This window comes from Pseudomonas sp. LBUM1644, from assembly GCF_059716195.1.
Window position 1 is genome coordinate 1,696,954 of the sequence record NZ_CP166812.1, and the last position, 15,756, is coordinate 1,712,709.

The 15,756-nt window shown below is 58.6% G+C and carries 14 protein-coding genes; 7 read left to right on the top strand and 7 right to left on the bottom strand.

Annotation, left to right across the window (positions count from 1 at the left end; genetic code table 11):
• Positions 1 to 5 precede the first annotated feature (5 nt).
• Positions 6 to 812 (bottom strand): alkaline phosphatase family protein, encoded by an 807-nt coding sequence (locus tag ACA052_RS07735; protein WP_497649121.1) that lies wholly within the window; start codon positions 810 to 812, stop codon positions 6 to 8.
• A 127-nt stretch (positions 813 to 939) separates the two neighbouring features.
• Positions 940 to 2,004: an ABC transporter substrate-binding protein gene (locus ACA052_RS07740; protein ID WP_497649122.1), complete on the bottom strand. Its 1,065-nt coding sequence runs from the start codon at positions 2,002 to 2,004 to the stop codon at positions 940 to 942.
• Between the two features lie 350 nt (positions 2,005 to 2,354).
• On the opposite strand from ACA052_RS07740, the gene ACA052_RS07745 reads away from it, so the two are divergent.
• Entirely contained in the window at positions 2,355 to 3,068 is a 714-nt protein-coding gene (locus ACA052_RS07745; RefSeq protein WP_008030372.1) for a UTRA domain-containing protein, read from the top strand.
• Positions 3,069 to 3,098: 30 nt separating this feature from the next.
• Here the strand turns inward: ACA052_RS07745 and ACA052_RS07750 are convergent, their stop codons facing one another.
• The gene (locus tag ACA052_RS07750) at positions 3,099 to 3,866 is read right to left on the bottom strand and encodes a DODA-type extradiol aromatic ring-opening family dioxygenase (protein WP_497649123.1); all 768 of its coding nucleotides are present in this window, start codon (positions 3,864 to 3,866) and stop codon (positions 3,099 to 3,101) included.
• A gap of 102 nt (positions 3,867 to 3,968) precedes the next feature.
• On the opposite strand from ACA052_RS07750, the gene ACA052_RS07755 reads away from it, so the two are divergent.
• Positions 3,969 to 4,625 (top strand): thiopurine S-methyltransferase, encoded by a 657-nt coding sequence (locus tag ACA052_RS07755; RefSeq protein ID WP_497649124.1) that lies wholly within the window; start codon positions 3,969 to 3,971, stop codon positions 4,623 to 4,625.
• A 139-nt stretch (positions 4,626 to 4,764) separates the two neighbouring features.
• Here ACA052_RS07755 and htpX read toward each other — a convergent pair whose 3' ends face one another.
• On the bottom strand, positions 4,765 to 5,652 hold the full coding sequence (gene htpX, locus ACA052_RS07760; RefSeq protein ID WP_157711433.1) for a protease HtpX: 888 nt from the start codon (positions 5,650 to 5,652) through the stop codon (positions 4,765 to 4,767).
• Positions 5,653 to 5,969: 317 nt separating this feature from the next.
• Positions 5,970 to 7,181 carry a pyridoxal phosphate-dependent aminotransferase gene (locus tag ACA052_RS07765; RefSeq protein ID WP_008030363.1) on the bottom strand — a complete coding sequence of 404 codons (1,212 nt, stop codon included), beginning with the start codon at positions 7,179 to 7,181 and terminating at the stop codon, positions 5,970 to 5,972.
• 223 nt (positions 7,182 to 7,404) lie between these two features.
• On the opposite strand from ACA052_RS07765, the gene msrB reads away from it, so the two are divergent.
• The 3 genes from msrB (at position 7,405) to ACA052_RS07780 (ending at position 8,948) form a co-directional block, all read left to right on the top strand.
• Entirely contained in the window at positions 7,405 to 7,800 is a 396-nt protein-coding gene (gene msrB / locus ACA052_RS07770; protein WP_497649125.1) for a peptide-methionine (R)-S-oxide reductase MsrB, read from the top strand.
• A 204-nt stretch (positions 7,801 to 8,004) separates the two neighbouring features.
• Complete coding sequence (locus tag ACA052_RS07775) at positions 8,005 to 8,490, top strand: glutathione peroxidase (protein WP_497649126.1); 486 nt, start codon at positions 8,005 to 8,007, stop codon at positions 8,488 to 8,490.
• Positions 8,487 to 8,948: a MarR family winged helix-turn-helix transcriptional regulator gene (locus ACA052_RS07780; RefSeq protein WP_497649127.1), complete on the top strand. Its 462-nt coding sequence runs from the start codon at positions 8,487 to 8,489 to the stop codon at positions 8,946 to 8,948. The genes ACA052_RS07775 and ACA052_RS07780 overlap by 4 nt, the downstream gene beginning before the upstream one ends.
• Here the strand turns inward: ACA052_RS07780 and ACA052_RS07785 are convergent.
• Positions 8,932 to 11,253, bottom strand: coding sequence for a hybrid sensor histidine kinase/response regulator (locus ACA052_RS07785; RefSeq protein WP_497649128.1), 2,322 nt, complete (start codon positions 11,251 to 11,253; stop codon positions 8,932 to 8,934). The genes ACA052_RS07780 and ACA052_RS07785 overlap by 17 nt on opposite strands.
• A 168-nt stretch (positions 11,254 to 11,421) precedes the next feature.
• On the opposite strand from ACA052_RS07785, the gene ACA052_RS07790 reads away from it, so the two are divergent.
• Together ACA052_RS07790 and ACA052_RS07795 are read left to right on the top strand one after the other, a co-directional pair.
• Positions 11,422 to 12,312: an ATP-binding protein gene (locus ACA052_RS07790; RefSeq protein ID WP_497649129.1), complete on the top strand. Its 891-nt coding sequence runs from the start codon at positions 11,422 to 11,424 to the stop codon at positions 12,310 to 12,312.
• Positions 12,309 to 12,791 (top strand): GAF domain-containing protein, encoded by a 483-nt coding sequence (locus ACA052_RS07795; RefSeq protein WP_497649130.1) that lies wholly within the window; start codon positions 12,309 to 12,311, stop codon positions 12,789 to 12,791. The genes ACA052_RS07790 and ACA052_RS07795 overlap by 4 nt, the downstream gene beginning before the upstream one ends.
• Here the strand turns inward: ACA052_RS07795 and ACA052_RS07800 are convergent, their stop codons facing one another.
• Positions 12,792 to 15,737: an HD domain-containing phosphohydrolase gene (locus tag ACA052_RS07800; protein WP_497649131.1), complete on the bottom strand. Its 2,946-nt coding sequence runs from the start codon at positions 15,735 to 15,737 to the stop codon at positions 12,792 to 12,794.
• Positions 15,738 to 15,756: the final 19 nt, after the last annotated feature.

The window sequence follows — 15,756 nt, forward strand, 5'->3', positions numbered from 1 at the left end:
GGAATTCACTTGAGCAGCTCCCGGCAAACAGGTTTGTCGTGGGCCACGCCGAGCAATTCGCAGACGGTGCCGCATATTTCAGTCTGTTTCGGTGCGGCGCTGGCGTTGAAGCTGAAGGCATCACCGAAAACGAACAGCGGCACTTCGCGTTCCTCTGGCAGCAGGCCATTGTGGGAACGGTCGTTGTTCATGCCATGGTCGGCGGTCACCAGCACCTGGTAGCCGGCGTCAAGCCAACCCTGCAGGTAATCGGCGAGGACAATGTCGGCCGAGCGGGCACTGTTACGGTATTGCGGGGTGTCGAGGCCGTGCTTGTGCCCGGCGTCGTCGATGTTCATCGGATGCACCAACAGGAAGTTCGGCGCATGCCGCAGGCGCAGGCTTTCGGCGTCGGCGAACAGGTGCGAATCCGGATAGTGATCGTTCCAGTAGAAATGACCGTGCTGGATCGGCAGGTCGGGGGCATCGGTGTGACGGTCCCGGGCGGCCACGAACGGCGAGCGGTTATACAGCTCGCTGACCCAGTGATAGGCCGCGGCGGCAGTTTTCAGGCCGGCATCGGTCGCGTAGTGATAAATGCTGCGTTGACTGGACAGGCGCGAAACGTTGTTGTGCACGATGCCGCTGTCGATTGGCGTAACGCCGGTCAGGATGCATTCGTAAAGCGGTCGGGACAGGGCCGGCAGTTCGCACTCCAGTTTGTAGAGCGCTGCGCGTCCTGCGCCGACGTAGGCCTGCAGGTGCCCCATGGCGTGGCGCGCAACCTCGTAATTGAGGCCGTCGAGCACGACAAGGATGACGTTGTGCTTCATAGGGGCGATGACTCCGCATTAAAAACCGAACGGTGTAGGAGCTGCCGCAGGCTGCGATCTTTTGATCTTGATTTTAAAAAGCCAAGTCAAAAGATCGCAGCCTGCGGCAGCTCCTACAAATGCAGCGTTATTTCATCTCGACGATGACTTCTTCGTTCCACTTCTGCGGCAGGGCCTTGGACGTCTTCTCCCACGCATCCGCGTCCTTGATCGGGGTTACGTTTTTATACTGTTCGTTAGGCAGCAGCTTGGTCTTGACCTCGTCTGGCAGGGTCAGGTGCTCGGCACGAATCGGACGAGCGTTACCGCGCGCCAGATTGATTTGGCCGGCGTCACTGAATATGTACTCGCGGGTCAGCTTGGCGGCGTTCGGGTTCTTCGCGTATTTGTTGATGATGGTGGTGTAGCCGGAAATGACCGCGCCATCGGACGGAATCAGCACAGTGTAGTCGTCCGGATTAACCATCTTGGCCTTGTAGCTCAAGCCATTGAAATCCCAGACCACGCCGACTTCGATCTCACCTTTTTCCATGGTGGCAATCACCGGGTCGGTCATCGACAGGCGACCTTGCTTGGCGATTTCGGCAAACATCAGCAGCGCAGGCTGAATGTTTTTCTCGTTGCCACCGCTGGCCAGCGCGGCGGAAAGAACGCCGTTTGCCGCTTGGGCCGAGGTGCTCACGTCACCAATGGACACTTTGTACTTGCCGTCCTTGAGGTCCGCCCATTTGGTCGGTGCCTCGGAACCGTGCAACAGCTTGTTGTTAATGATGAACGCAATGGTGCCGGTGTAGGCCAGCGCCCAGTTGCCGTCCTTGTCCTTGGCCCAAGCCGGAATCTGATCCCACGTCGACGGTTTGTAAGGTTGCACCACGCCTTGCTTGACCGAGATCGGGCCGAAAGCCGCGCCGACGTCACCGATGTCAGCGCTGGCGTTATCTTTTTCAGCAGCAAACTTGGCGATTTCCTGTGCCGAGCTCATGTCGGTGTCGATGTGTTGCAGGCCGTAGTTCTTCGCCAGGTCTTCCCAGGTGCCTTTCCAGTTGGCCCAGTTGTCGGGCATGCCGACGCTATTGACCGCGCCTTCCGCTTTCGCAGCGGCTTCCAGGGTTTTCAAATCATCAGCCGCCATGGCGGCGGTGCACATGGCAATGGTCGAGCCTAACAGTGATGCCAGGAAAAGCTGTTTCATTCCGAAGCTCCTATGGGCGTTTTCAACGCTGCGATTGCGGTTGTGTTGGTCTAGGTCAGCAATACCTGAGCCAATCTAGGCCGGTTGGATGACATTTTGATGTCGACGACCGGTCTGCCTCTATTCTTTGCACGGCAATGCTCAGGCTTCTGGATAAGCGTAGACCATGGCTAAAAGGCTGATATAAAAGGACTTGGCCGTAATATTGCAGGTGTCTGGATCAACCGTTCGGCGACTTTGTCATCTGCCAGTCATGTGCAATGCCTAGTCTTGCAGGCAGTTGATGGAACCCGATTGAGCCGTGGTTCCGCCCCGAAACAGTGCTGGTCTAGTCCAGATAGGTAACGTTGATGCGCATCGAGACAACCAAAGCGGTGACAGCCATCGGGCAGGTTCTGCAGGAACAGCTCGATCACGGGCTGTTGGCGCCCGGCAGCAAGCTGCCGGCCGAGCGCAAGCTCAGTGAGTTGTTTGGTACCACCCGGATCACGGTGCGTGAGGCGTTGTTGCAGTTGGAAGCGCAAGGGCAGATTTATCGGGAGGAGCGGCGTGGCTGGTTCGTGTCGCCACCGCGGCTGGCTTACAACTTGATGCAGCGCAGTCACTTTCACGCGATGGTCAGTGCTCAGGGGAGGGTGCCGTCTACCGAAGTGATTTCGGCGCGCTTGCAACCTGCATCGGCGGCAGTCTGCGCCTGGTTGCAGTTGCCGGCGTTGTCGAGCGTGATCCAGATTTGCCGGGCACGGCGGATTGATGAACGGTTGGTGTTGTACGTGGAGCACTACCTGAATCCGCAGTACTTTCCGGGGATTCTGGAGTTCGACTTGAATCAGTCGATCACCGAGTTATACGCGCGCCACTACGACTTGCACTACGGACGGGTGCGCTTCGAGATCGTGCCGACGGCGTTGTCGGTGGATGCGGCAGCCGCTTTGCGGGTGTCGGTGGGAAGTCCCGGGCTGCGCATCGCCCGGGTCAATTATGATCAGCATGAGCGGCTGATCGATTGTGACCTGGAGTTTTGGCGGCATGACGCGATTCATGTCGGGGTCGACGTGGTCTGAGTCTGGCCGCCGCAGGCTCCGGGCCCGGGCTTATCCGAAGCGATAAATGTCCATGCCCAAGGCGCCCATGGTGAACCCCTGGTGGATGACGTTGAAGTGTCCTCCGGCTCCGCGGGCAAAATACAACGGTAACAAATGTTCATCGCTCGGATGATTGCGCACCGCGTTCGGTGCTTGCTGTCGATAGTCGTGCAACGCGGCTTCGTCGTTCGCGGCCAGTTTTTCGATCACCCAGTCACGAAAGGCCTTGGCCCAGGGTTCGACGCTTTCCGGGCCAGCATGCCAATCCAGTTCACGCAAATTGTGGGTGATGCTTCCGGAGCCGATCAACAGCACGCCCTGTTCGCGCAGGCTGGCCAGTGCATGGCCTACGCGGGTTTGCAGGGCCGGGCCGCCACGCGTAGGCAGCGAGACTTGCACCACCGGGATATCAGCCTGCGGATACATCAACGACAGCGGCACCCAGACGCCATGGTCGAACGGCCGTTCGGCATCGACGCGTGCCGGCAGGCCGTCGATTTTCAACAGTTCCACGACCTCTGCCGCCAGTTGTGGATTGCCGGGTGCCGGGTATTGAACCTCGAACAACGCCTTTGGAAAGCCGCCGAAGTCATGCCAGGTGTCTGGCTGGGGATTGGCGCTGACCAGCAACTCGTTGCTTTCCCAGTGTGCAGATACGATCACGATGGCCTTGGGTTTCGGCAATTCGGCGGCCAAGCGCGCGAGGGCCGGCCCGCTGGCGCCCGGTTCCAGGGCCAACATGGGGGAGCCATGGGATATATACAGGCTGGGGAACATGAATGAGCTCCTGAGAGTAAGATGGCACCATCTTCAGTCAGATCATTGATCTAAATCTAATATAAGTTTTAGCGTCTATTGATCGAATTTTTGGGATTAATTATGCAGCCGGAGTTTTGGCACAAGCGGTGGCAGTCGAATCAGATCGGCTTCCACCTGCCGGAAGTGAATCCATATCTGCAACGTTTCTGGCCGCAATTGGCCCTGGAAGAGGGCGCGCGCGTACTGGTGCCGTTGTGTGGGAAGAGCCTGGACTTGCTGTGGCTGGCACGCGAAGGCCATGAAGTCTTGGGCATTGAACTGTCGGAAAAAGCCGTCGAGGATTTTTTCAGCGAGCATCAGTTTGATCCTGACGTCAGCGAGCAAGGCCCCTTCAAGGTCTATCGCGCAGGTTCGATCGAGTTGTGGTGCGGTGATTTCTTCGAATTGACTGCCGGCGATGTTGCCGATTGCTCAGCCTTGTACGATCGCGCCGCCCTTATTGCATTGCCGCCGCCAATGCGTGAGCAATATGCCGCGCACCTGAACCGGATCCTGCCGAAGGAGTCGCAGGGGTTGCTGATCACTCTGGATTACGACCAGGCGCAAATGGACGGGCCGCCGTTTGCTGTGCTGGACGACGAAGTGCAGCGGTTGTTCGGGGCTTCGTGGGCATTAAAAATTCTGGAAGATCAGGACGTGCTGGGTGAGAGCTGGAAGTTCGTCGAAAATGGCGTTACGCGGCTTGAAGAGCGGGTGTATAGATTGACGCCGCGCTAAACAGCAAAAGATCGCAGCCTGCGGCAGCTCCTACAGGATTTGTGTCCCGTGTAGGAGCTGCCGCAGGCTGCGATCTTCTGATCTTCAGGACAAAAAACGGGGCGATCAGATCGCCCCGTTTTTTTTCAGTTCAACACTGTCAGCCCCGACGACGCAGTGCGTCGATGCGCTCTTCCAGCGGCGGGTGGCTCATGAACATGCGAGCAAACCCTTGTTTGATGCCGCCGTTGATGCCGAAGGCATTCAGGGTGTCCGGCATGTGTACCGGCAATCCCTGTTCCGCTCGCAGGCGCTGCAGCGCACCAATCATCGCACTGGTACCGGCCAGGCGTGCGCCGGCTTCGTCGGCACGGAATTCGCGCTTGCGCGAGAACCACATGACGATGGCGCTGGCCAGGATACCCAGGACCAGTTCAGCGAAGATGGTCGCCACGTAGTAGGCAATGCCCTGGCCTTCTTCGTTCTTGAAGATCACCTTGTCGACGAAGTTGCCGATGATCCGTGCAAAGAACATCACAAAGGTGTTCACCACGCCCTGGATCAGGGCCAGGGTCACCATGTCGCCATTGGCCACGTGGCCGATTTCGTGGGCCAGAACGGCTTTCACTTCATCGGGCGAAAAACGCTCGAGCAAACCCTGGCTGACCGCGACCAGTGCGTCGTTCTTGTTCCAGCCCGTGGCGAAGGCGTTCGCCTCGTAGGCCGGGAAAATCCCGACTTCGGGCATCTTGATCCCGGCTTCGCGGGACAGTTGCTCGACGGTTTGCAGCAGCCATTGCTCGTGACGTGTGCGCGGCTGGCTGATGATTTGGGTGCTGGTGCTCATCTTCGCCATCCATTTGGAGATGAACAGCGAGAACAGCGAACCGGCAAAACCAAAGACCGCACAGAAAATCAGCAGCTGATTGAGGTTGAGATCAACCCCGTTGGCCGCCATGAACCCGTTGAAGCCAAAAAGGCTCAGGGTGATGCTGGCAATCAGCACGACCGCCAGGTTAGTGGCCAAAAACAGCAGGATGCGCATCATGGTTGTAGAAATCTCCTTGTGCTAAAGATGTAGCGTACTGCGGGGTATATAAGGTGCTGCACCGGGCTATTCAACCGGGTGACTATTTCAAACTGTGTCCTACGGCAACAGTCTAGCTGCTTGAAGGGCATTTCCGACGCCGACGCAGGAAGCGTGTGTCAGCCAAATACCCTCGCCGGGCCCCGTCGTTGTTGGACGCGAGCCCGTATCGAGTAATCAGTCGGTAATTGAAGCGGCAATGTGCGCCCGGGCGCAAAGATATGTTGCTGAATCAATCACCGTGCGACTCACGCAAGCGTCGCACGGTGACAGGACGTTTATTGGCGATAGGACTTGAGGAAGTTGCCGATGCGGCCGATGGCCATGTCCAGGTCATCCACACGGGGCAGGGTCACGACCCTGAAGTGGTCCGGCCATGGCCAGTTGAAGGCCGTACCCTGGACCACCAGCAGCTTCTCCGACAGCAAGAGATCGAGTACAAATTTCTCGTCGTTATGGATCGGGCAGACTTTCGGGTCGATACGCGGGAATGCATATAGAGCACCCATCGGCTTGACGCAGCTCACCCCGGGAATGTCGTTGAGCAGTTCCCAGGTGCGATTGCGCTGTTCGAGCAGACGACCTTGCGGCAGCACCAGATCATTGATGCTCTGATAGCCACCGAGCGCGGTCTGGATCGCGTGCTGGCTCGGCACGTTGGCACACAGGCGCATGTTCGCCAGCATGTCGATGCCTTCGATGTAGCTTTGGGCGTGGTGTTTCGGACCGGAAATGGCGATCCAGCCGGAACGGAAACCGGCCACGCGATAAGACTTGGACAGACCGTTGAAGGTCAGGCACAGCAGGTCTGGCGCGAGCGAAGCGGTGCAGATGTGCACGGCATCGTCATACAGGATCTTGTCGTAGATCTCGTCGGAAAAGACCACCAGATTGTGCTGGCGAGCCAGTTCCAGCATGCCCAGCAGGACTTCTTTCGAATAGACGGCGCCCGTCGGGTTGTTCGGGTTGATGATCACCAGTGCCTTGGTGTTTGGGGTGATCTTGGCCTTGATGTCGGCCAGGTCCGGCCACCAGTTGGCCTGCTCGTCGCACAGGTAATGCACCGGGTTACCGCCCGAGAGGCTCACCGCCGCGGTCCACAGCGGATAGTCCGGAGCCGGTACCAGCACCTCGTCGCCGTTGTTGAGCAGGGCCTGCATCGACATCACGATCAGCTCGGAAACGCCGTTGCCCAGGTAGATGTCTTCAATGCCGACGCCTTCCACCTGCTTTTGCTGGTAGTACTGCATGACGGCTTTACGCGCACTGAACAGGCCCTTGGAGTCGCTGTAGCCTTGAGCGGTCGGCAGGTTGCGGATCACGTCCTGGAGGATTTCATCCGGCGCTTCGAAACCAAAAGGCGCCGGGTTGCCGATATTCAGCTTGAGGATGCGATGGCCTTCCTCTTCCAGGCGTTTGGCGTGCTTGAGCACTGGGCCGCGAATGTCATAGCAGACGTTGGCGAGCTTGTTCGATTTGCTGACCTGCATGGCGATGTGTTCCCGAAAATGAACGATCCAGGCGGCGTATGAACTACCGTACTGGGAATCCTGCGTAACACAGGCCTGGCGCCGTGAGAGGCTGCACCCATAAATCCGTTTGAATGCGTGTGTTCTGGCTGCCAGACTGGCGTTTGACGAGGCGCAATCATACGTGCCGCCCGATCCGTGGAAAAGGTACAGATCGGGCTTTTTCAGCTGCTGAGGTGTGATGATGGAAAAGTTGGAAAAAACCCTGGAAGAATGGCGGGCGATGCTTGATCCGGAGCAGTACAACGTCTGCCGGCTAAAGGGCACCGAACGGCCGTTCTCCGGAAAATACAACGACACTAAAACCGACGGTGTTTATCACTGCATCTGCTGCAACGAGCCACTGTTCGATTCCAAGACCAAATTCGACTCCGGCTGCGGCTGGCCGAGCTTCTATGCGCCGATCGGCGACAGCGCCATGGTCGAGATCCGTGACGTCAGCCACGGCATGATCCGTACCGAAGTGGTCTGCGGCAAATGCGATGCGCACCTGGGGCACGTGTTCCCGGACGGTCCGCCGCCGACCGGGCTGCGTTACTGCATCAACTCGGTGTGCCTGGACCTGGTATCGCGCGAATAAGCCGAGCCCTGTAGGCGCTGCCGAAGGCTGCGATCTTTTGATTTTGATTTTTTCGCGATCGATCAAGATCAAGATCAAGATCAAGATCAAAAGATCGCAGCCTTCGGCAGCTCCTACAGATGAGCTGCGTTTTATTATTTAAATTGCACACAATTCAATTGCTCGCTATGTTTGCTTCATCTTCCTCTATTCAGAGTCAAAACCATGAGCGAAAACCTGTTGAGCATCCCTTGCACCACCATCAACGGCGAGCAAAAAACCCTGGCCGATTACGCCGGCAAAGCCGTACTGGTGGTCAACACCGCGAGTAAATGTGGCTTCACTCCACAGTACAAGGGCCTCGAAGAGCTGTGGCAGACCTACAAGGATCAAGGTCTGGTGGTACTCGGCTTTCCCTGCAATCAATTCGGCAAACAGGAGCCGGGCGATGAAGGGGCCATTTCCGAATTCTGTGAACTCAACTTCGGTGTCAGTTTCCCGCTGTTCAAAAAAATCGACGTCAATGGCACCAGCGCTCACCCGCTATTCGTGCAGTTGAAAAAACGCGCACCGGGTGTGCTCGGCTCCCAGGGCATCAAGTGGAACTTCACCAAGTTCCTGATCGGCAAGGACGGGCAGTTGGTCAAGCGCTTCGCCCCGGCGACCAAGCCGCAGGACCTGAGCCGTGAGATCGAAGCCCTGCTCAAATGAACGCATTGTCAGTCGATTCCCTGAAACTCGACAGCCAGCTCTGCTTCAAGCTGTACGCTGCCTCCCGAGCGGTGATCCGCGCTTATAAGCCGATGCTTGATCAGCTCGGCCTGACCTACCCGCAATACCTGGCGATGCTGGTGTTGTGGGAATGGCAGGAGGCCGCCCCGGAACAGCCGACTGTCAAGGCGTTGGGCGAACGCCTGGCGCTGGATTCCGGCACACTGACGCCGCTGCTCAAGCGTCTGGAGCAATTGCAATTGGTCCAGCGTCAGCGTTCGGCGCGGGACGAGCGTGAGGTGCATCTGAGCCTGTCGCCAGCCGGCAAGGCGTTACGCGATCAGGTCGGGCCACTCAAGGCACGCCTGCTGTGTGACAGCGGGGTCGATCTGGATCGCCTGAATGACCTGCGCGATGGCCTCGATCACCTGCTGGGCCAAATCAAGTCACTGTCGTGATGGGGATCCACAGGTCGAGCAGCGCGGCGAGTTCTTCCCGGCGGAAGGGTTTGGCCAGGTAATCGCTCATGCCCGCCGCGCGACAGCGTTCGCGTTCCTCGGACATGGCGTTGGCAGTCAGGGCCACGATGGGCAGTTGTGGCCAGCGCCCGCTGCGGCGAATTTGCCGACTGGCTTCGTAGCCGTCCATTACCGGCATGTTGCAGTCCATCAGTACCAGATCGAATTCGTGTTGCTCAAGTTGATCCAGGGCCTCACCACCGTGGCCGGCAACGCTCACCTCGCAACCGAGCTTGCCGAGCATCCCTTTGGCCACCAATTGATTGACCGGGTTGTCCTCAACCAGCAACACGCGTGCGCGCCGTTGCGGTGAGAGCGTTTCGAGCCGGGTATCGTTGAGGCTGTTCAGTTCCGGCTGGAGGATTCGCCGCAGTGTCTGGTACAACGCGTTGCGCGCCAGCGGTCGGGCTTGTTGCTGTAAGGGGGCGAGAGCGCTGGCTTCCTCGCTGGGCATAAAGCTGCCATAGGCGGTCACCAGCAAAATGGGCGAAGTACAGACAGGACGCAGGCTAAACAGGCATTCGGGGCAATCAGTGATCACGACATCGGGGTTCAAACCGATCATCGAGTCATCGATCGAGCGCTGCTGGTAGTCGATGCCCCAGCCGGGCAACAGACTGTGCAACAGTTCCGCCAGACCACTGTTGGCAGCGGTGATCGCGATGACGTTGCCCCGCAACGATCCAGGAGCAAGCGCCCGGGTGTGGCAAGGCAACGGCAGATCAGCACAGAACTGGCTGCCGAAACCCGCTTCCGAACTGATGGTCAATCGACCTTGCATGGCTTCGCACAGGTTGTAAGTCAGCGCCAGGCCCAACCCGGTGCCGCCAAACTGCCGGGTAATGCCGGCACCGGCCTGGGTGAATGGCTGAAAGATTTTCACCTGCGCGTCCTGGGCGATCCCTATTCCGGTGTCGCAGACTTCGATTCTGACGCCGCCGCCGAACGTTGAGAGACGCACGTCGACCCGGCCGAAACGGGTAAATTTGAGGGCGTTGGACAGCAGGTTGCTGACGATTTGTCGGACCCGGGTCGGATCCCCGAGTACCAATGCCGGAAAGTACGGATCGATCAGGCAGGTCAGTTCGACGCTTGGCGCGGCATTTTGCGACAGCAGGTTGGCGGTGTCCTCGATCAGCGACCCGAGGTCGAACGGTATGTGTTCGAGTTCGAGCTGGCCGGCATCGAACTTCGACAGGTCGAGAATATCGTTGAGCAGTTCCACCAGGACTTTGCCCGAGTCATGGGCGATGGACAGTTGCTGCTGTTGCTCGGCATTGAGCGGACCGTCGAGGGAGAGCGCGATCATCCCCAGCAGACCATTGAGCGGCGTGCGTATTTCGTGGCTCATGTTGGCCAGGAACGTCGAGCGCGCTTCGGCCATGTCCAGGGCGGTGCTGCGGGCGGTTTGCAGCTCCTGATTGGATAGACTGAGCCTGGAATTGCTGGCCTTGAGTTCCGTGGTGCGTGCCGAGACGATGTTTTCCAGTTGCCCTAAATAGTCGGTCAGACGGTTTTCAGCGTTGCGTCGCTGCTGGATTTCGGTGGCGATGTTTTCGAATTGCTGGTTGGCAACCTTGACCAGAACACCGATTTCATCGTTTTCATGGCCTTTCGGACACTCCAGCGACGGCGGTTCTGCGCTACGCGAATCGCGGCGGCTGAGTTCGCGGATGACCCGCACCAACGGCTTGGTCAGCATGAAATAGAACAAGGTGAGCAAAATGCCGGTCAGTATCAGGCTGCGGGCGAAGCCGTTGAGCAACGTCACCTCGGCCCGTCGCAGGAACCGGCTGCCGAATGAGTAGGTATCGACGTCCAGGCGCAGGGTTCCGAGGGATTCGGCCGGCAAGTGGTCGAGGTACAGACGGTCTTCAAACTGGCGGTTGGCGCCGAACAGGAAATCGCTGATGACCCGATAGCCGCTTTGCAAGCCCTGGCGTTTTACATTGGCCAGCACGTTACCGTTGTTATCGGTCAGTTGCGCGGCAACGATCGCCGGGGAGCGCAACAGGCCCAATGTCAGTTCCTGGGCGAGTTCGGCGTCGATGTTGTAGGCGATTCGAGACGCGGGGTTATGGCTGATTTCCAGTAAAGACCGTATTTCACGGTTGATGGAGGCGTCTTCACTGGCATAATCGATGCCTATTTGCAGCAGACTGAGCAGCGTTCCCAGAATAAAACCGACCAACACGGTAAGCCGGGCTTGCTTGTAGGACAGCCGGTTAGTGAACTTGATATCCATGGGGTGTTGAACCACTTCCGTTTCCCTTCGCTGCTCAAGCATAGTCGATCATGCATGGATGCCGATGTTCCCCGCGAGCCCTTGTGCAACAAGGGATGGCCGGGCACCGAATGCTGTGTGTCGTTGCTGTATTGCCATCATTACTGTGAACGTGCCCGAGGAGAAGACGTGGATTCCCGATTAAATGCTTTTCTTGAACGCGCCGATGCTGTCCTGGCCCGTATCGAGCCGCTGCTGCCCGCACCTCGGCAAGCCATCGACTGGACGCAATGCCTGGCTGCCCGCTGGCAACGCGAGGGACGCAGCGGTTTTCTGTTACCGCTGCACGTCAGTCTCGACATGCGCCTGTCCGACCTGATTGGCGTTGACCGGCAACTGGAACAGTTGGGGCGCAATACCCAGCAGTTCATCGACGGCATGCCGGCCAACCATGCGCTGCTCTGGGGCTCGCGCGGGACCGGCAAATCGTCGCTGGTCCGCGCGTTGCTGGCCGAACACGCCAAGGCCGGTTTGCGCCTGATCGAGATCGAACGCGATCACCTGGCGGACTTGCCACGGGTGGTCGAGCAGATCGCCAAATTGCCACAACGCTTCGTCCTCTTCTGCGATGACCTGTCGTTCGAGTCGGGCGAAGGCGATTATCGCGTGCTCAAGAGCGTACTCGACGGCTCCCTCGAACAGGCTCCGGATAACGTCTTGTTATACGCCACCTCCAACCGTCGCCATCTGGTGCCGGAAAAGGAAAGCGATAACGAAAACTGGAAGCGCGTCGACGGCGAACTGCATCCGAGCGAGGCCGTCGAGGACAAGATTGCGCTCTCGGACCGTTTCGGCCTTTGGCTGTCGTTCTACCCGTTTACCCAGGAGCATTTCCTGAACGTGGTCGAGCACTGGATCGGTCAACTGGCCGACAAGGCCGGCCTGCCATGGCAGCGTGACGAAGAACTGGACATCCTCGCGGTGCGCTGGGCCACGGGTCGCGGCAATCGCAACGGACGCTGCGCCTATCAATTTGCCCGCTATTGGGTCGGGCTCAAGCTGTTGGAGCACAAGGCATGATCGATTTACAAAAAAGCGGCCAGGGCCTTGAAGGCTACGGCATGTTGGAGGCACAGCTGGAGTCGTTGCTGGCGGACGAGCGGGATTTTATCGCCAACGCCGCGCAGTTTTCGGCGTTCCTGTTCAACCAGCTGGATGACCTGAACTGGGCCGGCTTCTACCTCAATCGCAACGAAGAACTGGTGTTGGGTCCGTTTCAGGGGCAGATCGCCTGTGTGCGGATTCCATTCGGTCGCGGCGTGTGCGGGACGGCGGCGACTACCTTGCAGACCCAACTTGTCGAAGACGTCCACGCGTTCCCAGGGCACATCGCTTGCGACAGCGCATCGAACAGCGAACTGGTCGTGCCGCTGGTCAAAAACGACCGCCTGATCGGGGTGCTGGACCTCGACAGCCCGAAACTGGCACGTTTCACTGCGCAAGATCAGGTCGGGATCGAACAGCTGGCGGCGATTTTCCTGCGTTTGACCGATTGCTGATCATGCCCTCAAGCCTGCCTTGACCAGCAGGCTTGTCGGATCCACCGCGTCGATCTGTTGTGGATCGAGGAATCGATCGGCGTACTGCCGGTAAATGTCGGCGTTGATGAACAGCCCGAACAATTCCGGGTCGATGTGGGCGTCGCGGCACATCGTGGCCATGATGCCCAGCGCTTCGCTCAAGGACTTGGCTTTCTTGTAGGGGCGATCGGCAGCGGTCAGGGCCTCGAAGATATCGGCGATCGCCATCATCCGTGCAGGCAGGCTCATTTCTTCGCGCTTCAACTGTTTCGGATACCCGGTGCCGTCCATTTTTTCGTGGTGGCCGCCGGCGATTTCCGCGACGTTGTTGAGGTGGCCGGGGAAGGGCAGGTGGCTGAGCATCAGGATCGTCTGCACCATGTGATGATTGATGATGTAACGCTCTTCGCGGGTCAGGGTGCCCCGGGCAATGCCCAGGTTGTAGAGTTCACCCCGGTTGTACTTGTACCGCGGCACATCGAGTTTGAAACCCCAGGGATTGTCCTCCGAAATCAGTTCGCTTTCGGCGCGCTCGAACAGATGCTCGGGTTTGTCGGCCAGCAGCGGTTCGCTGACCGGTAGTGTCGGCGCGGGTGTTCCGGCCTGGCGCCGGTTTTCTTCCCAGGAAACGCCCAGTCGATCATCCAGGGTTCGGGTCCAGGTGCGTTGGGCCAGGCTGCGCAGGCGTTGCAGATCGGCCTCGGCCATGGCTTCACCACCCAGATTGCAGCGGGCAATGAACGCAAAATCATCGTCCAGCGTCGCCAGGTTTGCATCGCGCAGCCCAGCCAATTGCGGCTCGTCACCGCCCAAGGCAATGGCTTGCCAATAGTTGACCCAGGCATCGCGTTTGAGCACTTCGAAACGGGTGCGTATTTCGTGAATGCGGTCGTTCAACGTTTCCAGCTTCGTGGCTTTATCGACCACATATTCCGGGGTCGTGACCTTGCCGCAGTCGTGCAGCCATGCCGCGATATGCAGCGCCTCCCACTCGTCTTCGGTGGGTTGATAACCGCTGAAGGCCGGCGCCTGGCTGGCGGCGGCGGCCTGGGCAAGCATCAGGGTCAGTTCCGGTACCCGTTGGCAGTGGCCGCCGGTGTAAGGGCTTTTGGCGTCAATCGCGCCGGCCAGCAGTTGGATGAAGGCATCCAGCAGTTGTTTTTGCCTGGCTTGCAGACGCTGGCTTTCGATACTCACTGCGGCCGCGCCGGAGACAGCCTGGAGAAACGCGATTCGGTCCGGGCGAAGTTTTTCCAGATCGCTTTGGCTGCCACTGTCGGCCAGTAACAACACCAAAAGGCCCACGGTTTCGTTATGTCGGTTGTGCAGCCGAATACCGATCAGGTGAACCCGGGGGCGCTCCAGCGCGAGCAGCACCTTGCGCAGATCGCCCGCTTCATCGAAACCCAGAGGGGTGACCACATTGTCGGCAGTCGACAGCCGTTGCAGCCATGCCGGGCTTTGTGAACTTGTAAGCTCGTGCCCTTGAATGTCGAATGACGGCAATGCCTGGGACGCGCCATTGATGACCAGGCCGTGCGGCTCCATGCGATCACCATCACTTTCGCGCAGATAGATCAGCCCGGCCTGGGCCTGGCCAATCTTCACGGTTTCAAATAACACTCGATCCAGTAATGGATTGAATCGAGTCTCGGCACTCAGGCTGTCGGTGATCTGGAAAAAACTCGCCAGGGTTTCTTTCATGCGCACCATCGACACACTCAGTTGGTCCACTTCCAACACCGGGGAGCGGCGAGCGGCCGGAAAATTGAAATTGAAACTGCGAACCGCATCGGCTTCCTGCACCAGTGCACGCAGGGGTTTAACCAGGATTCTTGAGGTAAGCCAGCCAAGCGGCAGGCACAACAAGAGCGTCGCCAGGGTAATCAACGCGCCTTGCCAGCGCATGCGGTAGGCATCGACGAGCAGTTCATCTTCCGGCACCAGCAGCGCCAATTGCAGTCCTTGGGGGCCGCCTTCCTGCATATGACTGCGGGCAACGATCCATTGACGCCCGGCGACGTCCAGCCGATTGCCTTCAGGAGGATTGTTGAGCAGCGCGCCAAGGTTTGGGCTCAGATCCGCTGCTTTGACGAGGCCGGCGGTCTGGTCGTCTGTGATCAACTTGCGGCTGTCGGGATAAGCGATGGCATCGCCCTTGGCGTCAAACAGCACGATTTCGGTGCTGGGCGTGACGACATGCTTGGCCAGCGTCGCAGAGAGTTCAGCCAGGGTCAGGTCTGCCCCCATGACCGCGTGTACTCCGCTGCGTCGGGCCAATGTGGTGCCGATTTGCTGAGTGGAAAAAAAGAGGTAGGGTTCCGTGGTGATCTGGTCCAGGTCGCTGCTGGCGCTGGAGTACCAGGCGCGGGTGCGTGGATCGAAGGATTCTTCGGCGTTGTCCTGACGGCTGATGAGGGCCAGGTCCTGATCGAAAAACAACATTTGTGAATGGACTTGATCGCTACTGTTTCGCTCAATGCTCCAGACCTGATAAGCCGCGGTTTTCGGGGCTTTTAGCAGGGTTTTCAGGCCCGCCGTCCGCAAAGGACGAACCATGAAAAAGTCACCGTTGCCATAGCCCAGATACAGCGATGCCAGATCGGGATTGTCCTTGAGCGACTGGCTGAAGGGTTTGAGCAGCGCAAGGCGTTGTGTCAGGTCGGTTGCCTGGGTCGCCGGGTAGTCCACCAGCAAGCTCAACAGATGACGGATAGGCTCATAGGTGGCGTGCAGGTCCTGGCGGACATCCTGTTCGATGCGCTCGAAGAGTTTTTCGCTGCTGGAAAGAATGATCTGCGTGGTTTGCCGATAGTTGAAAATGCCCAGTACGACCCCGGTCAGCAACAGCAAGCAGGTAAACATCACACTGATATGAACGTGCAGGGGCAATCGCCGTTGATCCGGGCGCAGTGGGCTGGGCATTGCGAGTCTCTCCATGATG